We start from the raw sequence: 16,385 nt of genomic DNA, 5'->3' as shown, positions 1-16,385 counted from the left end.
GCACAGGTTGTCACCTCCGATACTGGCGGATGCCAAACACTCGATAGCCACCGTAGGCAATCTCGAGTGCGCCGATCCACCAGTTCCATCGGTCTGCGGGCGTTCCGCCCGGCGCATCAGTGAGTTCCTCGAGGACGATATCGGCGGTCAGCTGGATTCCGGTATCGGTCTCGTACTGGCCTGACTCCGCGAGATCTGTCGCCTGGCGCGAGACGACTCGAGCCTCACCTGTTGACCCACCAAACGCCTCATTCAGGCGTGTTTCAAGCCGATCAGAATCGAGAGACACGCCCCAACAAACGGGCACAGGGCACTTGAGTCTCAGCGGTGGGTCGGCCGCGTTCGATCGATGTTCTTTTGAGCAGCGACCGTCTTCCGTCCCACATGGCAAGTTTCACTGTCGTCGTTGGCGACCCAGAAGACGGGTCGTCCTACCAGCTCGAGGCAGAAGAACAGGATGCAAACCGGTTCATTGGCAAGTCGATCGGCGAGGAAGTCGACGGCTCCGCCGTTGGACTTGACGGCTACACGCTCGAGATCACCGGTGGATCCGACGATGCTGGGCGCCCGCTCAGCCCGGACGTTGGCGGTGCAAACCTGAGCGAAGTGCTGATGACTGGTCGCCAGACTGGCTACAAGCCAGCGCGTGACGGCGAGCGCCGCCGTATCACGGTCCGTGGTCGTGAAGTCTCTGACGCTGTTGCACAGATCAACGCCTCGATCACCGGCCGCGGTAGCACCGATGTCGACGAACTGCTCGGCGACGGCGACGACGAGTAACGACGCCGATTTCCGTTCACTTCTCACATGGCAGACCGAATTGCAAGCGATCACCCATCAGTGCAGACCGTCCGTGCAACGTGTACCGAGACAGCAACCGGCGTTCGTATCGAACTGCCAGCCACAGACACTGGTGCCTTCCCGACCGACGAGGTTGTCCGCATCTCTCTCGATGGTGACGAGCGGTTTGCTCGCATCGAGCGCCCACTGACCGGTGACGGCCTCTCGATCCCCGGCATCTACGAGACACCTGACACCGCTCGAGACCCAAGCAGCGGGCGCGAATTGCTTGGAGACTGGGCCGACGACCACGGCATTTCACCCGGTAGCTCAATCCTCGTTGACGTCATCGAACCCGACTTTTCGTACGGGTTGCGCGAGCCTGGACAAACGAACTATTACGACGCTTCCGAGCCACCAAGCAAGAGCCTGAGCGATATCGCGAAGAGCCTCGAGGACGGCCAGTAGATCGATCTCGAGGACGTCTCTCTCCATTGGAACGCGGAAACAGCGCGAAAGAAAGTCGTCCAGACAGCAATCGTCCGATTAGAGTCGGCCGAGAAATGCGTACAGTAAGAGTCCAAACGCCAGGTGCTGTACCATCGTCTGCTCGACGGTCTCACGGACGTGTGCCCCGTCGTCGATGGAATACTCTTTTGTTCGCACTTTGGTGTGCATCGCCAGCACGTCCGCTTCGTTCAGCGCGTGCAGTGCGGGATAGACCGTCCCCGGACTGAGCGTTGCGTCGAACAACTGTGTCAAATCAGAGAGCAGTTCCTTGCCGTGGGCTTCCCCACGAACGGCGATGAGCAAGAGCAAAATCTCTTCGAGATTCTCCTTGATCATCGCCTCATCGAACTGCACGTCCTCGGTCGCGAGCGTCCCGTTTACCTGCTCCATCAGGGCTTCGAGTTCGCGCTCGACCGATTCGGTCGTGTGTTTCGATCCCTCGAGTGAGCCAAGAGGGCTTTCGTACGATTCCGACTGAGTGTCCACTGCCGTGTCTGACAGATCGTCGAACACGGACGATGTATTGGTTGTCTCCTCACGCATTACCGTTCACCATGGGGGTTCGTAGGCGGGTTCGCGTCACCCTCTCGGCCACACACTGCCGAGTTGACTCGAGTGCGAGATCCCGCACGACGACTAAACCGGTTAGACTGACAGATATTAAACCACAGGGAAGAGAACGTCACAGATTCCGATAGTTCAACTCCGGTGTCCGGACATAATAACTCTATTTTTCACTGAATGTGTTCGCGCGACACAAATGATGCCGGAAAATAAACACATCCTCTTCCCATCGCGCCGATAATGGTACGAATATAGTCTTTTTCGTGGTCAGGGTGGAGATATAATACTGTTATGGCCGGTCAGCGAGAAACTCGACACGAAAAACACCTCGCGCGCAGCCCTGGCTGGGGGTCATCTTTGGTCTCACTGCAGTATCAGTCAGGCGACAATCGGCCGATGGCTATGAATTACCGGCAACAAATCTTCCGATATGACTCGAATTGACCTCACGGATGGCTTCAGTATCCACGACTACCGCGCTCTGTTAAAACTGCACAATGACACCGGCGAGACGCGAACTCTCGAGAATCGGAAGGGGCTTCGATGTCCAGCCTGTAACCAGCCGTTCGACCGCCTGTTCGTGACCGAACGCGAAACACACTCCTTCGAGTCGCCACCGGATCGGCCGTTCTGTCTCGCCAGTACTACCGAGAAGTTGCTAGTTCTGACACACTAACTCCCTTCAGAGTGGTTTGATCGTAATTCCTTCCGGGCGAAGAATAACGCCTACTTCGCTCGTCCCACCGTCGAAGCGCTCTTCATGCGCCGCGATGTCATCGACACCTGAGCCAACCTCAAACTGGGTATCAGTCGGTAAACACTCGAGTGTGCGACGTTCCTCGGCGGCGAGTTCGAAGTCCTCTAAGAACTGAATCTCGTCACCGGAGCGAACGCGGATGCGAACCAGCGCGTCGCGTGGCAGGTTGTTCTGGACGACGACGGTTCCTGTGCCGTCGTTCGAGACGAGATTGCGAGCGGCGTTCTGGAGTCGCTGGGCAGCAGGCTGGAGTGCTGCCATGCGATCCTGGAGTCCGTCTGGCAGATCGGTCGGATCGGTTCGCCGTTTGATAACCGCCGCCCCAACGACGAGTGCACCGAGAACCGAGAGCGCGAGCAACAGTGTGAGGATGCTGCCGACAGGGAGGAGACTCAGTATGCCGCCCGTATCGGCGGTGGCCGACGATGCGACATCAGTGGTTTCACTCACCGAATCGTCCTCCGTCGTCGTGCCGTAGCCGTACGTCTGGTCCTCCGTCACCTCGACTTCGGTCGTGATCGTTGCTTCTTCGTCAGGCTCGAGGCTGACAGACTCCGTGTGGACGGTCTCATCGTCGAAACTGAGCGATACGTCCTGTGTGCCAGCGACGCCGCCTGTGTTCTCGACCGTTGAGGCAACGGTTAGCAGCGTCGCGTTTTCGTCGCTGTCGGCTTCCGTTACAGCCGTGTCTGTAATCTCGAATTCCGGTTCGTTATCCCGAACTTCGGCTGTCGTTGTCTCCGTCGTTGTACTCGTCTGTACTTCTAACTCGAGTTGTGGCGGCGCATTGTCACTCAGATCGAACGTGACGTCTTCGCTGACTGATTCGCCCGGGTTCAGTTCGGCGGTCGTCTCAATCGTCGCATTCGAGTCGACAGCCGACGGATTCAGCGCTGAAATGTTGAGCGTTTCTTGGCCCGGGACTTCGCCGGTGTTCTCGAGCGTGACGGTCGCCTCGAGTGTCTCGTTTCGTGCGGCGGGGTCGGTAACGTTCGAGAACGAGATTGCAGTGTCGTGATCGAGACTGACCGACTCGTTTCCGCCCGGGGTTTCGATTGCGAAGTCAGTCACCGGCGGGTCTTCAGCGTCGCGGTCGTACGTAAACGTCTCTGTCACGGGGTCGTCCGTCGATGGCACCCCGCCGAACTCGAACGTCTGCTGATCGACGACAGTCTCGTCAATCGTCAGGTTCGCATCGAACTCGGTCTGGCCGGAGGGAAGCTCATCGTCGTACGTAAATGCCGTATCGACGGTCAGTGGCTCACTGATGTTACCAATCGTCGTCTCCGTGATTTCTGCGCCGATGTTGTCTTTGTGTTCCTCGACGGTCATCACCGAGACCGTTTCTGAACTCGAGTCAACGCGACTTGCGACTTCAGCCTCGAGTTCGGGGACGTCGTCTTCGGTTGTCTCGTACGTAAACGTCTGTGTCGTCGACTCGCCTGGGGATAACGAGAGCACCTCCGTCTGTGCTTGTGATCCGTCGACAAAGAGGCTGATCGGGTAGCTTTGCGTTCCCTCCGGCACGTCTCCGTACCGGGTGATGTCAGCGTCTACAACCAGATCTGACCCCTCGACCGGCGTGTTCGTCTCGGTGATCGTGACGGCCACGCCTGCCGCACCGATGGTGAGATCCGCCGTGTCGCTGTCTCCGTTGACGGTGTCGCCGCCGTTTTGGTGTTCGATCGTGACTTCCGCTTCGTCGATGTCGTGATCGCCGGCCCCCGTTTCGTACTCGAAGCTTAGCTCTGTCTCATCGTCGTCCTCGAGGTCGATGCTTTCCTCGTCCGCAAGGAAGTCGCGCTCCCCTCCGGAGAGATTCAACGAGGCCGTGTCGTCGTCACTGTGGGCCCACCGCGAGTTGTTGACCGTTGCGGTGACACTGAGCGTCTCCCCTTCGTCGACGTCCTCAACCTCGGTGATTTCGAGGGAGTAATCGCGCGTGTTGTACTCCGGATAGACCACGCGGTCGTCGTCCACCCTAACCTCGTCCCCCTCGATCGTCTGGACCTCTCCACTGCTGCGGTCGACCTCGAGTTCGTCACCGACAGTTTCGGTCTCGTTGTCAAACGTAACCAAATCTGGATTGTCGTTGACCGGATGGATCGTATCTCCATTGGCTTTTGCGACCTCGCCGTCTGTTGTCTGCATGACGGGTAAATCGTAGTCGTCGTGGTCGTCAATGACGATTTCCGGACCGTCGTCTTCGACGGTGATCGCCGGCTCAGGCGGCAGCTCCTCGGCGACCGCGGCGGTGCTGATGTGGTCGTCATCAAACCGAACTACAACACGTTCGTCGTCCGGCGGCGTTGTCTGAATCGGGCTATCGCTTTGGGCCGACGCGACCCCACTCGAGAGTAGCTCAGCTGTTGGGTCATCTCGATCAGCGTCCTCGATATCTGCAACCCCCGTGTGATCCGTCTCCGGACCGGCATCTGCACTCACGACAGCACCACTCGCCCCGCTCGAGGCGAGTACAGCACTTGCACTCAGCCCCAGCCCAATCAAGGCGAGGGTAATGACAGCCAGCGCAAACGCGCGCGAGATACACGACACAATGGCGCCGCGGTGGGCAACAGCCGAGTCACCCTCGGGAGCACGTCCGAGGCGAAACGAACGGAACACAATCCGGCCAGCGAGGGCGTCGCGGCCGCTGGCCAAGAAGCGGGTGATCGGCGTCACGTTCACGTACATTGACTGCACCAGTCTGTCGGAAGTTTTTGAGCGGGTGTGTAATATACTCTCTGGGCAAATACGTCACGAATCGTGAGAGGAACCCACAGGGACGGCCGACGCGCTTTTCACTGATTGGTGTGACGATATCGTAACGATGCCAACGGGTCCTGTGAATACACTGGGCAAGTCTGATGGTGGGGGCGACCAAGCTGACGGTGATGACAACTCGAGACGACCGCCGGCTGCGACCGGCTCGAGTCGTGGTCTGACCCGCCGGCACGCACTCGCTGCCGTCGGGCTCGTCTCACTCAGTACGACGGCCGGCTGTGTAGACTCGGTCGCGAGTATCACGGGCAACCAAGCGTCGGTCGAGCCCGAATCACCGGGTGACGATCCAGACGGGACTCCCGGCGAGTTCTACTACCTCCTCGAGCAAAACGACATCTCCGTCGATGAGCTGTATCACGATACTGAGGAGAACACGCTCAGTCTGTTCTACGAATCTGACGCCGAAGACGAGGTTGAATCCGACGACGAGATTGGAATCATCTACCAGGTCTACAGCGGCGGACTCCTCGAGCGTGGATCGGACGTTCAGGCACTCTACACGGAGGTTGTCGACGGCTTTGACGGCCAAACCACCGGGTGGGGAATTGAAACTGAGTGGATCGAGTTGCTCGAAGACGGTGAGATTGACGAAAACCAACTCTGGAGTGCTATCGTGGAGTCGAAAGCCTACGAGGATGACGATGCAGACGGCGAGGACAGCGATGGAAATACGACCGTCGATTCGACTCCGGAGGCCGAGACTGATACCGACGGCGACGGCGATGGCAACGGAGACGACATCGGCGATGATGACGCCGAGGCGACGACTGACGACGAGGAGCACGATGGCGGTGCGTAACCGGACGGCGACGGACCGAACCTACGCACACGATCGTCGTATCGATCATCGGACCGACCAACAGTTCGCCAGTCACGGCCGAGTGACGTGTCCGGACTCGAGCAGGTGATCAGGGAGCATGACGCTATTCGAACTCGAGCGCAACGCTGACTTCGAGCAACTCCTCACCTATCTCGAGGAAAGTCCAAACGACGACATCCGCACGCGCGCTGCCGAAATCATCGGCAGTTTAGAGTCGAAAACCAGCGAGGGCGAGGAGTATGGCTATCCTCGAGATGAGATTATCGACGCCCTCGTCGACGTCTCACAGGAGGATGACGCCGATAGCGTGCGTGCAGCCGCTATCGACGCGCTCGACCAGTTTGGACAGGACGCCTTAGAGCAGTTTATCGGCGAGGTCTCTGGCCAGGATATTGATAACATCGCTGAGTGGAAGAAAGCCCAACTGCTCGCACGCGGGCTCTCTGCTGACCGGCCCGAACTGCGCATGGCGGCCGCGACCGGCCTTGGACGCATCGGCGAGGACAACGTGTTGAACGCACTCGCCGAGCGACTTGCCGATCCGGACCCGCGAGTTCGAAAACGGGTCGCCCGTGCGCTCGGTCGAATCGAAGCCCCCGAAGCCGTTCCGGCACTCTCACAGCGGCTTCACAACGATCAGTACGACGTCCGGATTGAGATTGCGTACGCACTCGCTGATATCGGGACGGACAACGCCTTGCGTGAACTGATCGAGGTTGCAAACGATGAGGACGAAACAGTTCGCCGAATCGCCGTCGACGCCCTCGGACGTCTCGGCAGCGTGCGTGCCGTTGAAGTCCTTGCTGAGGCGCTACGCGATGACTCCGATGCCGTCCGGCGAACGGCGATGTTCTCGCTGGTGCAGTTACTCTCCGAAGCCCCGGCCTCTGCGAGTCACAAGGTTCGCGAGAAGATCGTCGGCGAACTCGAGCAGGCAACCGCCAGTGAGGCAATCGAGCCGCTGATCGATATTCTCGATCGGAGTACGGAGACGGCCCAGCGACGCAACGCAGCGTGGCTCCTTGGCCGGATTGCAAGCGACGAGTACCGAACTGTCGCCCAGGACGCGCTGATCGAAACGCTCGCTGACGACGACGAAATGACCTCGAAGTTCGCCGCGACCAGCCTCTCGTTGCTCGACGGCGATGGGCTCGAGAAGCGACTACTCGAGTTGATTGATGACTCCCACCGCGACGAGGAGACACGCGTGAAGGCGCTGTTCGTGCTGGGGAAAATCGGTGGGGAGCAGTCTCGCACCCGGATTTCGTCGTTTGTCGATCGAACTGAGAGTGACCGGCTTCGAAAGCGTGGCTTTTCTGCGCTGTCGAAACTGGGCGGTGCAGGCGCGATGAGTGGTGACTTCGCATGAGTAAGTCCGAACAGAAACTCGCGGATGTGACGGGGAAGTTCACGCAGGTACTGCGCGATGGCCGGAAGCTGTCGGATACCAACTGGACAAACGGGCGAATCGTCCTTTCGAACAAGCGACTGGTGATCGCGAGCAATGACGGCAAGCGGACGATCCCGCTCTCGGAGATCATCTCGATCAAGGGCCGCTACGACGTCAATCAGACTGTCGCGAAGGTTTCTGATTACATCAGCATCAACGTCGGCGCGGACGTGCACCTGATCTCGATGGCCGAGGTCCACGAGTTCGAACTTCAGATCCAGAAAGCCATGCTGGACGGTGAAATCCTCTTGCTCAAACACCCCGCTGTCAAAGGCGGCGTCGTTCAGGATACTTCCTGGAGCAAAGCCCGCGTCAAAATCGACACTGGCGTTGCGAACTTCGCCGTCGAGAACGGCTCATTCGTCCAGATTGAAGTCGACGATGTCGGCACCGTCACCAGCGAGGAACGAACCGTGCTCTCCCAAGAGCGCCCCGTCATCGAAGCTGAACACACCGATAACGGCTCGAGCGTCCAGACGTACATCTCCGGTGGCTCGCAAAACTGTGCCATCATGAAGTCCGTGCTGGACCGCGGGGCCGAGAAAAACGCCTCACAGATCGATTTATCCGGTAAGGAAGAGGAGGTACTGATGGCTATCTACTCCGGCGTCTCGCCGTTCGAAGTCCCCGAGTTTCTGGACATCAACACCGACGAAGTCGAGGAGATTTACGAGCGCCTGATCGAGTTGGACGTGTTAGAGGAAGTACGAGTTCGCCGGGAAGTCGCGTTGAAGCCACGCGGACGGAATATTGCGAGCGAAGCGATGAACAGCAAGTAGCGGTTCAGGTTTTGTGGGTGCTCGAGGGGCCGTGTTCTCGAGTGTTGGTGCGTACTTTCGTCTCCTCGAGAGCGGCGTTTTTCTCGCGACGAGGTCGTAGCCGATGATGACTGCGTTGTCTCCCTCTCGTATATGTGTGACCCATCCAAAAATATAATAGATACAGGCGCGTACTCCTGTGTATGACTGATTCCGGCCTCGGCTCGTGGACGGACGATCTTACTGCACGGGAGCGCGTCAGAGAGATCGCTACGGCCCTCACTAAACCACGCTCCGTCGAGTGGGTGCGCGAGGAAGCGCAGATCTCCTCGTGGCAGACCGCGAAAGACGAACTCGAGATGCTCGTCGAATTCGGGCAAGTGCAGGCTGTCGACGGTGATGACGGCAACACGAAGTATGCACCGAACTATCAACTTCGGTACGTCAACGAAGTGACTGCGCTGATCAACAGCCACACGCGAGAGGAACTCCGCGACGAACTCGCAGCTATCCAGGCAGAAATCGACGACTGGAAGCACGAATTCGCCGTTGAATCGCGGGGTGAGTTGGAATCGACGCTTACCGATGATGGGCTCGACAGCGACGCCATTCGGGAACGCAACCGTGTGCTTCGACAGTGGGACCGCTACGAGGACAACAAGCGCCTGCTCAAACACGCACTTGAACTCTATGACGATGCTCGAGAACTGTATCCGGTGCAAAACGGCTCATCAAACTCGTCAGTCTCACTCTCGCAGTAAGATAGTCCGATGATTTTCCTTGCAAATCGTGCGAACCTCGATACACGAACGCTTCTCACCCGAATCCACAACCGGCTGCAGACACAGGTCCCCGACGAGGACTCTCCAATCGAACAGGTCCGGTATCAGACGTCTCGAGGGAACAAAGTTGGCGTCCACGCCACGGTCACGCCGGAGGCGTTTCTCGGCACGTCGTACCCAGTTACCGAAGCGGAGTTGCAGGTCTCGTTCGATTTCCCGCCGTCCTACGCGTACGATTTCTACGCGATTCAGTGGGTCGAACCCAAACGGGACCTCATGATCGGCTGGCATCAGGACGAAACGCACGCGGACCTCGGTGAGTGCCACTTCCAGATTGACTATGATGGAGAAACAGTACAACGAGAGACAGCCACGTTTCTCGATTCGCATCCGCTGAATGTGTTTGATCAGCGAATCGACGATCTCGTATCCATCCTTGAGGCAGTGACGTGGGTCGAGTCCGTTCCACACGTTCCGACGCAGGCGGTCCGTTGATATCGGTTGCTCATAGTATACACTGTACTCTCAGTACTGATCTCGAGCGTAGCCGTCGCTGTTGATTTTTCTCACTGGTGGATTCGACGCTGTTGCGTGACTGATCAGAACTGTTGGTCGATAGAAACAGTCTCTCCGTCGCGGGGAACGTCGTCAGTTTTCGATTAGGTAGCTCACGTCGCGCTCGAGTTCGTAGCCCTTGGGGACGCCGACTTTCTTGAGACAGCCATCACACAGTGGCTTTGCATAGGAGCGATTGTTCGTCTTCCCGAGGACGTTTGCATCCTCGAGTGAGATGACCTCGTCGCAGCGCCCACATTCCACCTTCTCCCCATCGATGATGTTCATGCTGGAGATATGGTCTCAGCAGTGGGATAAGTGTCTCGGCCGGTGGGGCCGCGGCGGCTGGCGATTGGAGTCTGAATTCTGAGGGGTTTCTGTTCGAATGGTAAGGGGAGATGGGTCTTAGGGGGGAGCGAAACGGCAAGAATACCTAAGTAGGGGGACGGAACATCGGCAAGTAGCTTTATCAGTGATTGGTGGTCGGCAAGTGGACTTATATAGTGTCAGGTTGGCGAACAAGTTTAATAACGGGTAGTTAGAAGCGGAGTGTACGCGCCGGCAACGTCTGTACCACGGTGTGGTGGTCGGAAGGGTGTCGGTCGCAGATATTCACAACAATGTTCGAACGACTTACAGATGACGAGGAACGCGGTCAGGTGGGAATCGGTACCCTCATCGTGTTCATCGCTATGGTGCTCGTCGCAGCGATTGCGGCAGGTGTATTACTCAATACGGCCGGACTTCTGCAGTCGCAGGCAGAGGCGACTGGTGAAGAAAGTACGGCAGAGGTTTCTAACGTTGTGCAGATTGACTCTGTAACTGGCAATGTTGACGAGATCGGTCCGCTCGAGAACGTTGACATTGACTTCGAATTACAGGAAGGGGCAGAAGGTGAAATAGACGATATTAGCTTTGATATCGTTCTAAAGGACGATAATGATGACTCTATAGAAACTGTTGAAATTGCCGAGGATGAAGGTCTAAATGCAGTTTCCACCTCCGACTTCACTAACTTAGACCTCAGTGCTGGTGGGTATTACATTGAATTTGAAAGTAACGAAGACAGCCCTGAAACAAGCGCATTTGAAGCAGAAGATGTTGAGGATGGAACCATCACTGTTGCAATCGACGACAACGAAGACAATAACGGCCTCAACAGTGGTGCAGACGCTCCAGAAATCACCAGCGAAGGTGATGGCACAGACGAACATATGGTCCATGAGGCTTCGATGATGGTTTCGCTCGGTCCTGGTTCGGATCCAGTTGACCTCAGTGCAGCAACGTTCGAGTTCGTCGGCGACTACACCGAACGTGGTACTGCTGAGGAACTCGAGGACTTAGATGTCCACGAACTTGAGAACGGCAACGGTGAGACGCTGGGCGACAGCGCCGAGAACTTCCAGGGCGTTCTCGAGTCCGACAACCAACTCGAGATTGAACTACACCTCAACGAGAACAACGACATGTTCTCCCCACTCGCAGCCGGTGAATCTGCAGAGTTCCAGATTACGACTGCTGATGGCTCCCAGAGCGTTGAACTGCTGATGGCTCCCTCGACGCTGACGGAGTCCTCTGCGGTCACGCTCTAAACCGAGAACGGTTTCAGTTATTTTATTTTTCGACGCGTGGGTGACTCGTGTTTTGATGAGAGTCATCTCTGCAACTCCCTCATTATCCATCGTACATGGATATCTTCACTGCTTCTTAGGGATTCTCTAGTAGCAATTGTAACCCTTCACGCAGGTCGTACCACGGTCTGGCGATCGGGAGTCATTGGTTTCCAGTGGCTACTATATCCTCTATTACTTACTGGCGTTACTCTATTCTACGTGTGACTTTTGTTCGTAGGTGGTCGTGTGCGCGGATTTTCCATCGTCACTCTGCTGTGTGACTGTCCTGAGTCACGCAGTGGGATGCTGGTATCTCAGACTACTATTGTTTCCCTTTGATTCCTGTGTTAGTAGTGTCCGCTCAACCACAGTAGTGCACTAACTATTCAATCAGAATGTGGCAGAAATATTTCAATGGTTAGTGTATAGTGTCCTTCCGGTCGGCAAATAGGGTTAAGTGAAAGAAGAGATTCTGGCAAGCAGATTTAAGTGCTATCCCTTTCGGCAAGTAGAGTTATATAGTGTCAGAACGGCGAGTAGCCTTATTACACGGTAGTTAGAAAGCGTTGATACGTTCCGGCAACTGTCCAGCGCGCGCAACGCCGTGGGGAGGTGTCGGACGCAGCAATCACAACAAACCATGTTTGAACGAATTACAGATGATGAAGAGCGCGGTCAGGTGGGTATCGGTACCCTCATCGTGTTCATTGCGATGGTTCTTGTCGCCGCGATTGCGGCAGGTGTCCTGATCAACACGGCGGGGCTGCTCCAGTCCCAGGCAGAGGCAACGGGTGAAGAGAGTACAGCACAGGTTTCCAACGTCGTGCAAATTGATTCTGCAACAGGGGATGTAGAAGAGATTGACATTGACCCACTCGAGAATGTAGACCTTGAGTTTGAGGTCGCGGATGGTGATGATGATCTTGATCAGATTGAGTTTGATCTTATACTGCACGATAGTTCTGATTCTGTCGAAACGGTTGAACTAGAGGAAGGGGAAGATCTCAGTGATATTGATACTGATGCGTTCACTAACCTGGACCTTACTGACGACGATTACGATGTAGAAGTTGAAGCTGAGGAGTCAGGTGACGACACCACATCTACTATTGAAAGTGAAGATGTCGAAGATGGAGTAATCACTGTCGAAATTGATGGTGAAGGTGACGGCGCGACTGACGAAGGCTTCGAGGATGCAAGTGCTGAAATCGTTAGTAGTGGTGACGGAACTGCTCAGGAACACGTTGTCACTGAGGCCTCACTAATGGTTTCGCTCGGTCCTGGCTCTGACCCAGTCGATCTGAGCGCAGCCACCTTCGAGTACGTCGGTGACGAGACCGAGCGCGGTACTGTCGACGAACTTGATGACCTCGACATTGCGGAACTCGAGAACGGCGATACCTACGACACGTCTTCGGACTTCGACCCAGTGCTTGAGTCCGATAACCAACTCGAGATTGAGTTGACGCTCCACGATGGCGACGATGACTTCTCCGTTATCCACTCGGGTGAGTCTGCTGAGTTCCTGATCACGACCGCTGACGGTTCCCAGACCGTTGAACTGCTGATGGCTCCCTCGACGCTGACGGAGCAGTCCGCAGTCACGCTCTAACCGCAGCAGTAACTGATTCAGAATCTTTCTTTCTGGATATCTCCGATCTATCGATTCTTATTATATATCGAATCTTCACTAGTTTTAGTAGCTATGGCGCCCAGATCGCTCTATAGCTGCTTATATTCGATAATTCATCCTTCTATATCGGCAATAAGACCTATATAGTGTAAAAATGGCGAACAGACTTAATACAGATTAGTTGGAAGTAGCTGATACGTTCCGGCAACTACCAGCGGGACCATCGGGTCACCTGCGTGTTCCGGACGCAAAACCACAACAAACCATGTTTGAACGAGTAACAGATGACGAAGAGCGCGGTCAGGTGGGTATCGGTACCCTCATCGTGTTCATTGCGATGGTGCTTGTCGCCGCGATTGCGGCAGGTGTCCTGATCAACACAGCGGGACTGCTCCAGTCCCAGGCAGAAGCAACGGGTCAAGAGAGTACGGCACAGGTTTCGAACGTCGTCCAGATTGACTCTGCAACAGGTGATGTCGCAGAGCCTGATGATCACGGAACATTTGAAGGGGACCTTGATATTATTGTTGGAGATGAACACAGTGAAGAGATAACTGATGTTGATATCACGTATCCTGACGGAGCAGGAAGTACAGATACTGATGCGAGTGAGGATCCAGAACACACCGTTGATAATGTCGATATGAGTGAGGATGACAATGAAGTGACCATTGAAATCGATGGTAGCGATAATACTAACCTCGATGATGATCTTGACTTCGAAACGACGATCGAAGTTACTGAAGCAAATATAAATTCTGATGACGAAGTTATCATTGATTTAGTTGGTGAAGAGGATGACAGTGTGGATGTGGAAGTACTCTCCCTCCAGACTGACCACCACGTCGAATCTGCTTCACTGATGGTTTCGCTCGGACCTGGCTCTGACCCAGTCGACCTGAGCGCTGCCACCTTCGAGTTCGTCGGTGACCAGACCGAGCGCGGTACGGTTGAGGAACTTGATGACCTCGATATCGAGGAACTCGAGAATGGTGACACCTACGACACGAGCACTGACTTTGACCCAGTTCTCGAGTCCGACACTCAGCTTGTGATCGATCTCGAACTGCGAGGTGACGATGACTTCTCACCAATCCAGTCCGGTGAGAACGCTGAGTTCCTGATCACGACCGCTGACGGCTCCCAGACCGTTGAACTGCTGATGGCACCGTCGACGCTGACGGAGTCCTCCGCAGTCACACTCTAATCTAGGTCTGTCGACCATATTTTCAATACGCAAACACATACTTGATGAGAGAGTCGGATTCAAACGACGCCCGCAGCGACCGCGGGCAAGTCGGTATTGGCACGCTGATTATCTTCGTCGCGATGGTACTCGTCGCGGCCATCGCAGCAGCCGTGCTGCTCAGCGTTGCCGGTTCCTTACAGACACAGGCTGAAGCCACCGGTGCCGAAAGCACCGCGCAGGTCTCCGACTCGCTCGACGTCTACACCGCCGTCGGGACCATCGAGGACGACAACGAAATCCCAACCCTCGAGATCACCGTCGGCCCCGGCGCCGGCTCGAGCGCGATCGATCTCGAGGAGGCGACGATCAACTACGTCGGCCCCGGCGGGCAGACGTATCTCGTCCTCGACGACGAGGATATCACCGTCGACGGCGACGACGGGACGGTCCTCGAGAGCGGTTCCGACCGCGCCACGCTGTCGATCGACGTCGAGGACGCGGTTGATCGGCCACTCGAGGCCGATGACGACGCGTCGGTGACGATTATGACCGGCCAGGGCGTCCAGACCACGACGGCGATTACCGTCCCCAGTACGCTCGAGAACGAAGGCTCGAGTGTGCGTCTGTGACGTCTGTTGTTTCTTTGTAGTTCTTGGTGAGTTGTACCGTCTGGGACAGACTGTTGTACCGATGTACTGGCAGGACCACCACTCGAGTCGCGGCCCCATTGGAACTGACGGATAGGAGATCGTCTCTGCCGTGGTGGAAAGCGACGAAGCGAGGGAAAGTGGCGGATATTCTGAAGGAACATACTACGTTACTAAAGACCTATGTTACCTCAGTGCGAAATGCGCGTATGACTGGTTCCACTACCCCCGACGAATTTGACGATGTCAACGAGGCGGTTGGTGCGGCGTGGGAAGACGGGACGACTCCCTACGAGCGCGTCCGGGAAGTCATTAGTCGCGCCTACACCCCGGTTTCCGCGGATGCCGTTGCCGATACTGCACGCACGTCGCCGAAGACGGCACGAAAACACCTCACCGTCCTCGCCGATGACGGATTCGTCACGACCGACACCAGTGAGAACGGTGGGACGACCTACCGCCGGTCACCCGAGTCACTCGTCGTCGAGCAGGCGGCGGATATTCGAGAACACGTCTCGACGGACGAGTTGATCGCCCGCGTTTCGGAAATGCGAGAGCGCATTAGCGACTTTCAGGCCGAATACGGTGTCGAATCACCAGCGGAATTACTCGTTGATCGAACGAATCAAACCCTGTCCGAGGCGGCCACAACCCACGACGATCTCGACTCCGAAACGATTCGAGAATGGCAGACGACGCGTCGGAACCTCGCGTTCGCCAACGCTGCGCTGTCAATCGCCAACGCTGAACGGTTCGTCGGCGAGGAGTCACAACTGAACGGAAGCGCGCTCGCTCAGTAACAGATGGGAGGGCGCAACACGACGACGGAAGACCACTCGCTTCGAGGTCCGATTGATCGGTCTGCTCTTCTCGCCATTCGAGAGGTGGTCACCGACAATGAGCCGCTAGCGACCGCAGAGTTAGACGACTATCTCAATCCAAGTACGCTCGAAGTTACGTTCGATGATGGTCTTTGTGGAGCCGACACAGCGCGCATTGACGTCCAGTGGACGACACAAGATGATTACAAGTTTCACTATACAGATTCATGTGACGTGAATCTTCGATGGGGGACCCATCCACACAACAACGAGTACGTCAACGTCCGTGATCTCGAACATTACCACCCGCCGCCAAATGCATCCTCGGACCCGAGTGAGGTTGAGGATTCTTGTATTACCCAATCACCGGAGAACCTGGTTACGCGGGCAGTCCTCAAACTGTGGCGAGTTGCCTACCATGCCGAATCGCTTTCACCCTTAAACGCAGGGAGCAATCCACCCTGACAATCCACAGTATTTTCTCAACAGTGGTCGGTCTTGTCCCGGCCCAGATTCGAGGGTACGTATTCCAACCACCGTTCCGAGGACTGCATTCGTGCTGTACGCTTGTGTCATTCCCTGACTAACACCCCCACAACTGAGTTCGTTCTGACTCACCCTTATACGAACGCAAGGAGAATACCCGCGCCTTTAGGCGCGGGATGAATCCGACAACACCTCCACAACCCACCGTCGATAGCTCAGCTGGATATTCCACCGTT

General features: G+C 56.2%; 18 protein-coding genes. 14 read left to right on the top strand and 4 right to left on the bottom strand.

All coding sequences use genetic code 11. The features are described 5' to 3' along the window. Positions 1-10: 10 nt before the first annotated feature. A complete protein-coding gene (locus tag G6M89_RS14325) occupies positions 11-289 on the bottom strand; it encodes a hypothetical protein (protein ID WP_165162501.1) in 279 nt (92 codons plus the stop codon). A 95-nt stretch (positions 290-384) separates the two neighbouring features. Here G6M89_RS14325 and G6M89_RS14320 point away from each other — a divergent pair, with 95 nt between their 5' ends. Then, positions 385-780 (top strand): 30S ribosomal protein S6e, encoded by a 396-nt coding sequence (locus tag G6M89_RS14320; protein ID WP_165162500.1) that lies wholly within the window; start codon positions 385-387, stop codon positions 778-780. A 27-nt stretch (positions 781-807) separates the two neighbouring features. Next, positions 808-1,248, top strand: coding sequence for a hypothetical protein (locus G6M89_RS14315; RefSeq protein WP_165162499.1), 441 nt, complete (start codon positions 808-810; stop codon positions 1,246-1,248). A 78-nt stretch (positions 1,249-1,326) separates the two neighbouring features. Here G6M89_RS14315 and G6M89_RS14310 read toward each other — a convergent pair whose 3' ends face one another. Continuing rightward, positions 1,327-1,833, bottom strand: a complete 507-nt coding sequence (locus G6M89_RS14310) for a helix-turn-helix transcriptional regulator (protein ID WP_165162498.1) — start codon at positions 1,831-1,833, stop codon at positions 1,327-1,329. 451 nt (positions 1,834-2,284) lie between these two features. Between G6M89_RS14310 and G6M89_RS14305 the strand changes: the two genes are divergently transcribed. Continuing rightward, entirely contained in the window at positions 2,285-2,530 is a 246-nt protein-coding gene (locus tag G6M89_RS14305) for a flagella cluster protein (protein ID WP_165162497.1), read from the top strand. A 6-nt stretch (positions 2,531-2,536) separates the two neighbouring features. Here G6M89_RS14305 and G6M89_RS14300 read toward each other — a convergent pair whose 3' ends face one another. Next, positions 2,537-5,305 carry a hypothetical protein gene (locus G6M89_RS14300; protein ID WP_165162496.1) on the bottom strand — a complete coding sequence of 923 codons (2,769 nt, stop codon included), beginning with the start codon at positions 5,303-5,305 and terminating at the stop codon, positions 2,537-2,539. A gap of 136 nt (positions 5,306-5,441) precedes the next feature. Between G6M89_RS14300 and G6M89_RS14295 the strand changes: the two genes are divergently transcribed. The 5 genes from G6M89_RS14295 to G6M89_RS14275 all read left to right on the top strand — a co-directional run bounded on the left by G6M89_RS14295 (position 5,442) and on the right by G6M89_RS14275 (position 9,700). Further along, positions 5,442-6,194, top strand: coding sequence for a hypothetical protein (locus G6M89_RS14295; protein ID WP_165162495.1), 753 nt, complete (start codon positions 5,442-5,444; stop codon positions 6,192-6,194). Positions 6,195-6,312: 118 nt separating this feature from the next. Continuing rightward, positions 6,313-7,584, top strand: a complete 1,272-nt coding sequence (locus tag G6M89_RS14290; protein ID WP_165162494.1) for a HEAT repeat domain-containing protein — start codon at positions 6,313-6,315, stop codon at positions 7,582-7,584. Next, complete coding sequence (locus tag G6M89_RS14285; RefSeq protein ID WP_165162493.1) at positions 7,581-8,444, top strand: CheF family chemotaxis protein; 864 nt, start codon at positions 7,581-7,583, stop codon at positions 8,442-8,444. Before G6M89_RS14290 ends, G6M89_RS14285 begins: the two co-directional genes overlap by 4 nt. A gap of 182 nt (positions 8,445-8,626) precedes the next feature. Continuing rightward, complete coding sequence (locus G6M89_RS14280; protein ID WP_165162492.1) at positions 8,627-9,184, top strand: hypothetical protein; 558 nt, start codon at positions 8,627-8,629, stop codon at positions 9,182-9,184. Between the two features lie 9 nt (positions 9,185-9,193). Then, positions 9,194-9,700, top strand: coding sequence for a hypothetical protein (locus tag G6M89_RS14275; RefSeq protein WP_165162491.1), 507 nt, complete (start codon positions 9,194-9,196; stop codon positions 9,698-9,700). 153 nt (positions 9,701-9,853) lie between these two features. On the opposite strand, the gene G6M89_RS14270 is transcribed toward G6M89_RS14275, so the two are convergent. Continuing rightward, complete coding sequence (locus G6M89_RS14270; protein WP_165162490.1) at positions 9,854-10,048, bottom strand: hypothetical protein; 195 nt, start codon at positions 10,046-10,048, stop codon at positions 9,854-9,856. A gap of 332 nt (positions 10,049-10,380) precedes the next feature. On the opposite strand from G6M89_RS14270, the gene G6M89_RS14265 reads away from it, so the two are divergent. From G6M89_RS14265 to G6M89_RS14240, 6 genes are all read left to right on the top strand, one after another. Continuing rightward, on the top strand, positions 10,381-11,352 hold the full coding sequence (locus tag G6M89_RS14265; RefSeq protein WP_165162489.1) for an archaellin/type IV pilin N-terminal domain-containing protein: 972 nt from the start codon (positions 10,381-10,383) through the stop codon (positions 11,350-11,352). 661 nt (positions 11,353-12,013) lie between these two features. Then, positions 12,014-12,985 carry an archaellin/type IV pilin N-terminal domain-containing protein gene (locus G6M89_RS14260; protein WP_165162488.1) on the top strand — a complete coding sequence of 324 codons (972 nt, stop codon included), beginning with the start codon at positions 12,014-12,016 and terminating at the stop codon, positions 12,983-12,985. A gap of 286 nt (positions 12,986-13,271) precedes the next feature. Continuing rightward, positions 13,272-14,213 carry an archaellin/type IV pilin N-terminal domain-containing protein gene (locus tag G6M89_RS14255; protein ID WP_165162487.1) on the top strand — a complete coding sequence of 314 codons (942 nt, stop codon included), beginning with the start codon at positions 13,272-13,274 and terminating at the stop codon, positions 14,211-14,213. Between the two features lie 44 nt (positions 14,214-14,257). Further along, positions 14,258-14,824 carry an archaellin/type IV pilin N-terminal domain-containing protein gene (locus G6M89_RS14250; protein ID WP_165162486.1) on the top strand — a complete coding sequence of 189 codons (567 nt, stop codon included), beginning with the start codon at positions 14,258-14,260 and terminating at the stop codon, positions 14,822-14,824. Between the two features lie 227 nt (positions 14,825-15,051). After that, positions 15,052-15,642, top strand: a complete 591-nt coding sequence (locus G6M89_RS14245) for an Rrf2 family transcriptional regulator (RefSeq protein ID WP_165162485.1) — start codon at positions 15,052-15,054, stop codon at positions 15,640-15,642. 3 nt (positions 15,643-15,645) lie between these two features. Then, positions 15,646-16,128, top strand: coding sequence for a hypothetical protein (locus G6M89_RS14240; protein WP_165162484.1), 483 nt, complete (start codon positions 15,646-15,648; stop codon positions 16,126-16,128). Positions 16,129-16,385: the final 257 nt, after the last annotated feature.

Origin of the sequence: Natronolimnobius sp. AArcel1, from assembly GCF_011043775.1 — an archaeon.
Classification (GTDB): domain Archaea; phylum Halobacteriota; class Halobacteria; order Halobacteriales; family Natrialbaceae; genus Natronolimnobius.
The sequence above is the reverse complement of the archived record's forward strand: the minus strand, read 5'-3'. Positions and strand labels throughout refer to the sequence as shown.